The sequence below is a fragment of the Saccharomonospora halophila 8 genome, assembly GCF_000383775.1.
In the GTDB taxonomy this organism is placed as follows: Bacteria; Actinomycetota; Actinomycetes; order Mycobacteriales; family Pseudonocardiaceae; genus Saccharomonospora; species Saccharomonospora halophila.
The window spans coordinates 20,335-30,564 of the sequence record NZ_KB912503.1 but is presented as its reverse complement, the minus strand read 5'-3'; the positions used below and the strand labels follow the sequence as shown (position 1 = coordinate 30,564).

Annotated in this window: 5 protein-coding genes and 3 rRNA genes; 4 read left to right on the top strand and 4 right to left on the bottom strand. The window is 65.5% G+C overall.

Annotation, left to right across the window (positions count from 1 at the left end; translation table 11 throughout):
- Positions 1-292 precede the first annotated feature (292 nt).
- The 4 genes from rrf to upp all read right to left on the bottom strand — a co-directional run bounded on the left by rrf (position 293) and on the right by upp (position 6,430).
- A 5S ribosomal RNA gene (rrf, locus tag SACHA_RS0105355) occupies positions 293-410 on the bottom strand.
- An 80-nt stretch (positions 411-490) separates the two neighbouring features.
- A 23S ribosomal RNA gene (locus tag SACHA_RS0105350) occupies positions 491-3,611 on the bottom strand.
- A 247-nt stretch (positions 3,612-3,858) separates the two neighbouring features.
- Positions 3,859-5,383, bottom strand: a 16S ribosomal RNA gene (locus tag SACHA_RS0105345).
- The 16S, 23S and 5S rRNA genes sit together here, the layout of an rRNA operon.
- 423 nt (positions 5,384-5,806) lie before the next feature.
- Positions 5,807-6,430 carry a uracil phosphoribosyltransferase gene (gene upp, locus SACHA_RS0105340; RefSeq protein ID WP_019807763.1) on the bottom strand — a complete coding sequence of 208 codons (624 nt, stop codon included), beginning with the start codon at positions 6,428-6,430 and terminating at the stop codon, positions 5,807-5,809.
- A gap of 87 nt (positions 6,431-6,517) precedes the next feature.
- Between upp and SACHA_RS0105335 the strand changes: the two genes are divergently transcribed.
- The 4 genes from SACHA_RS0105335 to SACHA_RS20425 all read left to right on the top strand — a co-directional run.
- Entirely contained in the window at positions 6,518-7,183 is a 666-nt protein-coding gene (locus SACHA_RS0105335) for a DUF1707 SHOCT-like domain-containing protein (RefSeq protein ID WP_019807762.1), read from the top strand.
- A 76-nt stretch (positions 7,184-7,259) separates the two neighbouring features.
- Entirely contained in the window at positions 7,260-8,213 is a 954-nt protein-coding gene (gene deoC / locus SACHA_RS0105330; protein WP_019807761.1) for a deoxyribose-phosphate aldolase, read from the top strand.
- Positions 8,213-9,658, top strand: a complete 1,446-nt coding sequence (locus SACHA_RS0105325) for an aldehyde dehydrogenase family protein (RefSeq protein ID WP_019807760.1) — start codon at positions 8,213-8,215, stop codon at positions 9,656-9,658. Before deoC ends, SACHA_RS0105325 begins: the two co-directional genes overlap by 1 nt.
- The coding region (locus tag SACHA_RS20425; RefSeq protein WP_039738036.1) for an aldehyde dehydrogenase family protein at positions 9,645-10,230 on the top strand (586 nt) is incomplete at its 3' end. The genes SACHA_RS0105325 and SACHA_RS20425, both read left to right, overlap by 14 nt.

The window sequence follows — 10,230 nt, the reverse complement described above, 5'->3', positions numbered from 1 at the left end:
GCTCGCCGCGCCGGGAACCGTGGTCCCGCCCGCCGGTGTCCCGACGACCACCGTCGCCGCGCGGACCGCGCGGACCGGGACCGTTCGTCCGCCTGTCACCGGTGCGACCGGACTCGCCGCGGTCGGCACCGCGTCCACCGAAATCGGACATGAACCTCTCCCTGCCGTCCTCGACCCTCGACCGCGCATTCCGCACTCGACCGTGGTCACCACTATGGAACTGGACACGCCGAAAGGCCCGCCGATGTTGGTGTCTGGCCAACCCCGGCGGGCCCTTCTCGTCATGTTGTGTGTTCGGCGGTGTCCTACTCTCCCACACCCGTGCGGGTGCAGTACCATCGGCGCTGGTGGGCTTAGCTTCCGGGTTCGGAATGGGACCGGGCGTGTCCCCTACCGCTGTGACCACCGAACAACCCCGTGAAACAGTCCCCGCGCGGGCGTGTCGAGGGGGTGGTGTTTCAGAGTTGCAGAGTGGGTGCGTAGCATTTTTGTGGTCAAGCCCTCGGCCGATTAGTACCAGTCCACTCGAGAACACATTGCTGTGCGTCCATGTCTGGCCTATCAACCCCATGTTCTGTGGGGGGCCTTACCCACTCGAGGGTGGTGGGAGACCTCATCTGGGAACGGGCTTCCCGCTTAGATGCCTTCAGCGGTTATCCTTTCCGAACGTGGCCAACCAGCCGTGCCCCTGGCGGGACAACTGGCACACCAGAGGTTCGTCCGTCCCGGTCCTCTCGTACTAGGGACAGCCTTCCGCAGGTCTCCAACGCGCGCGGCGGATAGGGACCGAACTGTCTCACGACGTTCTAAACCCAGCTCGCGTGCCGCTTTAATGGGCGAACAGCCCAACCCTTGGGACCTACTCCGGCCCCAGGATGCGACGAGCCGACATCGAGGTGCCAAACCATGCCGTCGATATGGACTCTTGGGCAAGATCAGCCTGTTATCCCCGGGGTACCTTTTATCCGTTGAGCGACACCCCTTCCACCAGGAAGTGCCGGATCACTAGTCCCTGCTTTCGCACCTGCTCGACCCGTCAGTCTCACAGTCAAGCTCCCTTGTGCACTTACACTCGCCACCTGATTGCCAACCAGGCTGAGGGAACCTTTGGGCGCCTCCGTTACCTTTTAGGAGGCAACCGCCCCAGTTAAACTACCCACCAGGCACTGTCCCTGAACCGGGTCACGGTCCGAGGTTCAGGTTCCCAATCCGGCCAGAGTGGTATTTCAACAACGACTCCGCGACCACTGGCGTGGCCACATCCCAGTCTCCCACCTATCCTACACAAGCCGAACCGAAAACCAATACCAAGCTGTAGTAAAGGTCCCGGGGTCTTTCCGTCCTGCCGCGCGAAACGAGCATCTTTACTCGTAGTGCAATTTCGCCGGGGCTGTGGTTGAGACAGCCGGAAAGTCGTTACGCCATTCGTGCAGGTCGGAACTTACCCGACAAGGAATTTCGCTACCTTAGGATGGTTATAGTTACCACCGCCGTTTACTGGCGCTTAAATTCTCCGCTTCACCCCGAAAGGTTAACGGGTCCTCTTAACGTTCCAGCACCGGGCAGGCGTCAGTCCATATACCTCGACTTACGTCTTCGCATGGACCTGTGTTTTTAGTAAACAGTCGCTTTCCGCTGGTCTCTGCGGCCGCAACACCCTAGCCCGCGCGGGGCTTCAGGTGCCGTGGCCCCCCTTCTCCCGAAGTTACGGGGGCAATTTGCCGAATTCCTTAACCACAGTTCACCCGCTCGCCTCGGTATTCTCTACCTGACCACCTGTGTCGGTTTGGGGTACGGGCCGCATGCGCACTCGCTAGAGGCTTTTCTCGGCAGTGGAGGATCACCCTGCTTCGCCTCAACGGCTATGCCTCGCGCCTCACCCTCAAGGGCCGGCGGATTTGCCTACCGGCCGGGCCACACGCTTACACCAGTATCACCACTGACTGGCGGGGCTACCTTCCTGCGTCACCCCCTCGCTTGGCTACTACAGGATCAGGTCCCACGCACCCCACCACCGGGCCTCCGAAGAGACCACGCCGGCGGATGGGTGGTTAGTCTCACCTGCCTCACCAGGGACGCGCACACGCGGGTACGGGAATATCAACCCGTTGTCCATCGACTACGCCTGTCGGCCTCGCCTTAGGTCCCGACTTACCCTGGGCGGAACAACCTGGCCCAGGAACCCTTGGTCATCCGGCGGCGCAGATTCTCACTGCGCTTTCGCTACTCATGCCTGCATTCTCACTCCCACACCCTCCACGACTGAGTCACCTCGCCGCTTCCCCGGATGCGGGACGCTCCCCTACCCACCCACACGACTGCACACCCCCCGCGAACGGACGGTGCGGATCGACTGTGTGAGTGACACAGCTTCGGCGGTGTGCTTGAGCCCCGCTACATTATCGGCGCAGAACCACTTGACCAGTGAGCTATTACGCACTCTTTCAAGGATGGCTGCTTCTAAGCCAACCTCCTGGTTGTCTCTGCGACTCCACATCCTTTCCCACTGAGCACACACTTAGGGGCCTTAGCTGGTGTTCTGGGCTGTTTCCCTCTCGACGGACGGAGCTTGTCCCCCGCCGTCTCACTGCCGCGCTCTCACCCACCCGTATTCGGAGTTTGGTTGACTTCGGTAAGCCGGTAAGCCCCCTCGGCCATCCAGTAGCTCTACCCCAGGCGGGAAACACACGACGCTGCACCTAAATGCATTTCGGGGAGAACCAGCTATCACGGAGTTTGATTGGCCTTTCACCCCTACCCACAGCTCATCCCCCAGGTTTTCAACCCTGGTGGGTTCGGGCCTCCACCCGGTCTTACCCGGGCTTCACCCTGGCCATGGGTAGATCACTCCGCTTCGGGTCTAGACCACGCGACTCACACGCCCTCTTCGGACTCGCTTTCGCTCCGGCTCCCCCACCCGGGTTAACCTCGCCACGCAGCACTAACTCGCAGGCTCATTCTTCAAAAGGCACGCCATCACCCGAAGGCTCTGACGGCTTGCAGGCACACGGTTTCAGGTACTCTTTCACTCCCCTCCCGGGGTACTTTTCATCTTTCCCTCACGGTACTCGTGCACTATCGGTCACCAGGAAGTATTTAGGCTTACCGGGTGGTCCCGGCCGATTCACAGCAGACTCCACGGACCCACTGCTACTCGGGAACATCCGCCAGACACAGCCATGCGACTTTCGCGTACGGGACTCTCACCCACTCCGGCCACGCATCCCAACGTGTTCCGCTAGCCACACACCACGCCCCCGAGGCGGTCAGACCCCGGACACGGACACCCCACAACACCGCACACACAACACCTGACCATTCTCACCATGTGCACGGTTTAGCCTCCTCCGCTTTCGCTCGCCACTACTCACGGAATCACGGTTGTTTTCTCTTCCTACGGGTACTGAGATGTTTCACTTCCCCGCGTTCCCTCCACACACCCTATACATTCAGGTGCGGGTGACACCCCATCACGGGTGCCGGGTTTCCCCATTCGGACATCCTCGGATCACAGCTCGGTTGACAGCTCCCCGAGGCTTATCGCAGCCTCCCACGTCCTTCATCGGCCCCTGATGCCCAGACATCCACCATGTGCCCTACACAACTTGACCACAAAGATGCTCGCACCCACTCTGCAATTCTCAAACACCACACCCAAGACACACACCCCACGGTGCTGCCTCAGACACCCAACAGTGCACCAGCAATCACCACACCCACCCGACGTGCCCACCCCCACAACGAGGGGCGACCACCCGGCCGGCGAGCACCCGGCCCGCGCACCACCACGGCACGCACCAGACCCGGCACCACTAGTAGAGGTTCACAATAGACTCCAACGAGCCGAAGGCTCCTTAGAAAGGAGGTGATCCAGCCGCACCTTCCGGTACGGCTACCTTGTTACGACTTCGTCCCAATCGCCAGTCCCACCTTCGACCACTCCCCCCGCGAACGGTTGGGCCGTGAGCTTCGGGTGTTACCGACTTTCATGACGTGACGGGCGGTGTGTACAAGGCCCGGGAACGTATTCACCGCAGCGTTGCTGATCTGCGATTACTAGCGACTCCGACTTCACGCAGTCGAGTTGCAGACTACGATCCGAACTGAGACCGGCTTTAAGGGATTCGCTCCACCTCACGGTCTCGCCACCCTCTGTACCGGCCATTGTAGCATGTGTGAAGCCCTGGACATAAGGGGCATGATGACTTGACGTCATCCCCACCTTCCTCCGAGTTGACCCCGGCAGTCTCCCACGAGTCCCCGGCATAACCCGCTGGCAACATGGGACAAGGGTTGCGCTCGTTGCGGGACTTAACCCAACATCTCACGACACGAGCTGACGACAGCCATGCACCACCTGTGCACCAGCCACAAGGGAAACCCCATCTCTGAGGCGATCCGGTGCATGTCAAGCCCAGGTAAGGTTCTTCGCGTTGCATCGAATTAATCCACATGCTCCGCCGCTTGTGCGGGCCCCCGTCAATTCCTTTGAGTTTTAGCCTTGCGGCCGTACTCCCCAGGCGGGGCGCTTAATGCGTTAGCTACGGCACGGGACACGTGAACAGCGTCCCACACCTAGCGCCCAACGTTTACGGCGTGGACTACCAGGGTATCTAATCCTGTTCGCTCCCCACGCTTTCGCTCCTCAGCGTCAGTATCGGCCCAGAGACCCGCCTTCGCCACCGGTGTTCCTCCTGATATCTGCGCATTCCACCGCTACACCAGGAATTCCAGTCTCCCCTGCCGAACTCAAGTGATGCCCGTATCCACCGCACGCCCACGGTTAAGCCGCAGGTTTTCACGGCAGACGTGACACACCGCCTACGAGCTCTTTACGCCCAATAATTCCGGACAACGCTCGCACCCTACGTATTACCGCGGCTGCTGGCACGTAGTTAGCCGGTGCTTCTTCTCCCGGTACCGTCACTGTGACGCTTCGTCCCGGGCGAAAGAGGTTTACAACCCGAAGGCCGTCATCCCTCACGCGGCGTCGCTGCATCAGGCTTCCGCCCATTGTGCAATATTCCCCACTGCTGCCTCCCGTAGGAGTCTGGGCCGTGTCTCAGTCCCAGTGTGGCCGGTCACCCTCTCAGGCCGGCTACCCGTCGTCGCCTTGGTAGGCCATCACCCCACCAACAAGCTGATAGGCCGCGGGCTCATCCCGTACCGCCGAAGCTTTCCACACCACCCCATGCGAAGCAGTGTCCCATCCGGTATTAGACCCCGTTTCCAAGGCTTATCCCAGAGTACAGGGCAGATTGCCCACGTGTTACTCACCCGTTCGCCACTCATCCACCACCCGAAAGCGGCTTCAGCGTTCGACTTGCATGTGTTAAGCACGCCGCCAGCGTTCGTCCTGAGCCAGGATCAAACTCTCCAACAATGAATTCAATCCGAGACCCAAATGTCTCAAAGAAACCCACAAAAAAGGGGCAAACCCCACCCACCAAAACAGGTGAGGCATCAAAGCTCTACTAGCTGACAATCACTAGCGCACTGTTGAGTTCTCAAACAACACCATAAAGTGTTACCCGGTTATTCCCTCCGAGCGACACCCACCCTAACAACAACCCCGAAAGGCTCTGACAAGGGGGGCAACCACTCACCCGAAGCGAGGAACACCCACTCTACCACAACCATGGGAGCTTGGTTCATGTTCCCCCACCGAGTAACCCGAACTCCCCCTCTCGGAGGGCCCGTCCGGTCTCCCCGGCGACGAAGTAAACACTACACACCCCACCAACCCCACCCGAAAGGGGGGTCCCCTTTTTCGATCTTCGCAGCTCAGGCGCCCGTACGCGGAGATTCAGAGGGGTCCGTACTGCCGGTCGCCCGCGTCCCCCAGGCCGGGAACGATGAAGCCGGACTCGTTGAGGCGCTCGTCGACGCTCGCGGTCACCACGCGCACGGGCAGCCCGGACTCCTCCAGACACGCGAGCCCCTCCGGTGCGGCGAGCGCGCAGACGGCGGTGACGTCGGTGGCACCGCGTCCGGTGAGCAGCCGGATCGTGTACTCCATCGAGCCGCCGGTGGCCAACATCGGGTCGAGCACGACGACCGGGCGCTCCGCCAGCGACTCGGGCAGCGACTCCAGGTACGGCGTGGGGCGCAGCGTCTCCTCGTCGCGCGCCAGCCCCACGAAGCCCATCTGCGCGTCCGGGATCAACTTGTGTGCCTGGTCGGCCATGCCGAGACCGGCCCGCAGGACGGGCACCAGCAACGGCGGATCGGCCAGCCGGAAGCCGTCCGTCCGGGCCACCGGCGTGTGGATGCGCTCGGTCAGCAGCGGCGCCTCCCGCATGGCCTCGTAGGTCAGCATGACGGTGAGTTCCTGCAGCGCCGCGCGGAAGGCCGCGCTGTCCGTGCGCGCGTCCCGCATCGTGGAGAGCCGGGCCTTGGCCAACGGGTGTTCGACGACGTGCACATCCATGGCCGTCACCCTAACGGCGTGGAGTCGGCCCATGGCGGACGCGGAGAACGGGGTGAGCCCGGACGTCGGGATCGTTAGGCTGATCATGTGGACGACGAAACCGGGCACGGCGAGTACACACACATGCGGGCCTCGGACGCCGACCGGGAGCGGGTCGCGCGGATCCTGCACGACGCGCTGGGCGAGGGGCGGCTCACGATGAGCGAGCTGGAGGAACGGCTCGGCACCGTGTACGCGGCGAAGACGCTGGGCGAGCTGGAACCGGTGCTGACCGACCTGCCCGGGGCGTCGATCGCGCCGTGGGCACCCGGCACCCCGCCCGCCGCGGCGGCACCACCGGAGCAGCGGATCGGGGGAACCCCGGGGTCGACGTCCTCGATCGCGGTGATGTCCGGGGCCGACCGCAAGGGCAACTGGGTGCTGCCCGCACAACACAACAGCTTCGCGTTCTGGGGCGGCGTCGAGATCGACCTGCGACAGGCCCGCTACGCCGAGAAGCACTGCACCATCACCGCGGTCGCGATCATGGGTGGTGTGGACATCACGGTCCCCGACGACATCGTCGTCGAGGTGACCGGTCTCGGGTTCATGGGTGCGTTCGAGACGAAGAACAGGAAGGGCGCGTCCGACTCCGCACCGCCCGGGGCCCCGGTCGTGCGGATCAACGGGCTGGCCCTGATGGGCGGGGTCGAGGTGAAACGGGTGCCCCGCGATCCAGAGCGACGGGGCGGCGAGCGGGACGAGACCGACTGAATCCGGCCCCCGCGGGGGAGGGACCGGTGCCGCCGAGCCCGTGGATCGGCCCGCCGTGACCGATACCCTCTCCGCCATGGCAACAGCTACCCTGCCGGCCGAGCTCGCCGACGCCATCCGCGACGAGCGAAGTCTGCGCCGGTTCCTGCACGGCCTGCCCGGAGTGGACCGGGTCGGTCTCGAACAGCGTGCCGCGACCCTGGCCACCCGCAGCATCAAGAAGGCGGCGAAGCGGTGGGCGATCGACGCGGCGATCTCGATGGTGGACCTGACCACGCTGGAGGGCGCCGACACGCACGGCCGCGTGCGGTCGCTGGCCGCCAAGGCGCGGCGCCCCGATCCCGAGCGGCCCGACACACCCCCGGTGGCGGCGGTGTGTGTCTACCCGGACCTGGCACCCACCGCGGTCGCGGCGCTGGCCGGGAGCGACGTCGGGGTCGCGAGCGTGGCGACCGCGTTCCCCTCGGGGCGGTCGAGCCGGGAGGTCAAGCTCGCCGACGTGCGGCTCGCGGTCGAGGCCGGTGCGGACGAGGTCGACATGGTGATCGACCGGGGCGCGTTCCTGGAAGGCCGGTACGGGACGGTGTTCGAGGAGATCCGCGAGGTCCGGCAGGCGTGTGCCGGGGCGCACCTGAAGGTGATTCTGGAGACGGGGGAGCTGGCCACCTACGACAACGTCCGGCGGGCCGCCTGGCTGGCGCTGCTGGCGGGCGGTGACTTCGTGAAGACCTCCACCGGCAAGGTGTCCCCGGCGGCGACGTTGCCGGGCACCCACGTCCTGCTGCGGGCGGTGCGGGACTTCCACCGGGCCACCGGAGCGCGGCGCGGGGTGAAGGCCGCGGGCGGGATCCGCACCACCAAGGAGGCAGTGCGGTACCTGGTCGCCGTACACGAGGTCGCGGGCGGGGAATGGCTCACGCCGTCGCTGTTCCGCTTCGGCGCCTCCAGTCTGTTGAACGACCTGCTGTCGCAACGGCGCACCCAGCTGGACGGCCACTACAGCGGCCCCGACTACCTGGCATTGGACTGATGGGCGTGAATCTCTGGGAGTACGAACCCGCACCGGAGTCGCGGGAGGTGGCCGACCTGAAGGCGCGGTACCGGCCGTTCCTCGGCGGCGAGTTCGTCGACGGCTCGGGCACGCCGCTGCGGTCGGTGAACCCGGCCACGGAGGAGGTGCTCGCCGAGGTCGGCACGGCGGGTCCGGCCGACGTGGACGCGGCGGTGAAGGCCGCGCGCAAGGCGTTCGAGCGCACCTGGGCACCCATGCCCGGCGCCGAGCGCGCCAAGTACGTCTTCCGCATCGCCCGACTGCTCCAGGAACGCGCACGCGAGCTGGCCGTGCTGGAGACGTTGGACAACGGCAAACCGATCCGGGAGTCGCGGGACGCCGACATCCCGACGGCCGCGGCGCACTTCTTTTACCACGCGGGCTGGGCCGACAAGCTCGACCACGCGGGCCTGGGCCCGGACCCGCGCCCGCTCGGGGTGGCCGGCCAGGTGATCCCGTGGAACTTCCCGCTGCTGATGCTGGCGTGGAAAATCGCCCCGGCGTTGGCCACGGGCAACACCGTGGTGCTGAAACCGGCCGAGACCACGCCGCTGACGGCGCTGGTGTTCGCCGAGATCTGTCAGCAGGCCGACCTGCCGCCGGGGGTGGTGAACATCCTGCCCGGCGCCGGGGACGTCGGCGCCGCCCTGGTGGAACACGACGGCGTGGACAAGGTCGCGTTCACCGGGTCCACCGAGGTGGGCAAGGGCATCCAGCGGACGCTGGCGGGCACGCGCACGCGGCTCACCCTCGAACTCGGCGGCAAGGCGGCGAACGTCGTGTTCGACGACGCCCCACTGGACGAGGCGGTCGAGGGCATCGTCAACGGGATCTTCTACAACCAGGGGCACGTCTGCTGCGCCGGATCGCGGCTGCTGGTGCAGGAGTCGGTGGCCGACGACCTGCTGGAGCGGCTGCGCGCCCGGGTGTCCACGCTGCGGCTCGGCGACCCGCTCGACAAGAACACCGACATCGGCGCGGTGAACTCGGCCGAGCAGCTCGCGCGGATCCGGGAGCTGTCCGACTCCGGCGACGCCGAGGGGGCCACGCGCTGGACGAGTCCGTGCGCGCTGCCGGAGCGGGGGTACTTCTTCGCGCCGACCGTGTTCTCCGACGTCGCGCAGTCGATGCGCATCGCCCGCGAGGAGATCTTCGGCCCGGTGCTGTCGGTACTGACGTTCCGCACCCCGGAGGAGGCCGTCGCCAAGGCGAACAACACGCCCTACGGCCTCTCGGCGGGGGTGTGGACGGAAAAGGGCTCCCGGATGCTGTGGCTGGCCGAGCGGCTGCGGGCCGGGGTGGTCTGGGGCAACACGTTCAACCGGTTCGATCCCGCCGCGCCGTTCGGTGGCTACAAGGAGTCCGGCTTCGGGCGCGAGGGCGGCCGGACGGGTCTGGAGGCGTATCTGCATGTCACGAGTTGAGGTGGCCAAGACCCACAAGCTCTACGTCGACGGGAAGTTCCCGCGGTCCGAGTCGGGCCGCAGCTACCCGGTGACCGACCCCAAGGGGCGGTTCCTGGCCAACGCCGCGCAGGCCTCCCGCAAGGACCTGCGGGACGCGGTGGCCGCGGCGCGGAAGGCGTTCGGCGGCTGGTCCGGCGCCACGGCGTACAACCGGGGCCAGGTGCTCTACCGGGTGGCGGAGATGCTCCAGGACCGGCGGGAGCAGTTCGTCGCCCGCGTGGGCGAGGCCGAGGGGCTGTCCGGCCGCAAGGCGGAGGCCGTCGTGGACGCGGCGGTGGACCGGTGGGTGTACTACGCGGGCTGGACCGACAAGATCGCGTCGGTGCTAAGCGCGGCGAACCCGGTGGCCGGGCCGTACTTCTCGTTCAGCATACCGGAACCCACCGGGGTGGTGGGGGTGCTGGCCCCGCAGCGGTCGTCGCTGCTGGGACTGGTGAGCGTGCTCGCGCCGGTGCTGGCCACGGGGTGTACCGCGGTGGTGGTCACCAGCGGCGAGCGGCCGCTGCCCGCCGTCGCGCTCGCCGAGGTGC

Excerpts from the sequence above, each read along its gene's own strand:
- deoC (WP_019807761.1), top strand. The coding sequence starts at position 7,260 with ATGGCAACAGCTACCCTGCCGGCCGAGCTCGCCGACGCCATCCGCGAC.
- SACHA_RS0105325 (WP_019807760.1), top strand. The coding sequence starts at position 8,213 with ATGGGCGTGAATCTCTGGGAGTACGAACCCGCACCGGAGTCGCGGGAG.
- upp (WP_019807763.1), bottom strand. The coding sequence starts at position 6,430 with ATGGATGTGCACGTCGTCGAACACCCGTTGGCCAAGGCCCGGCTCTCC.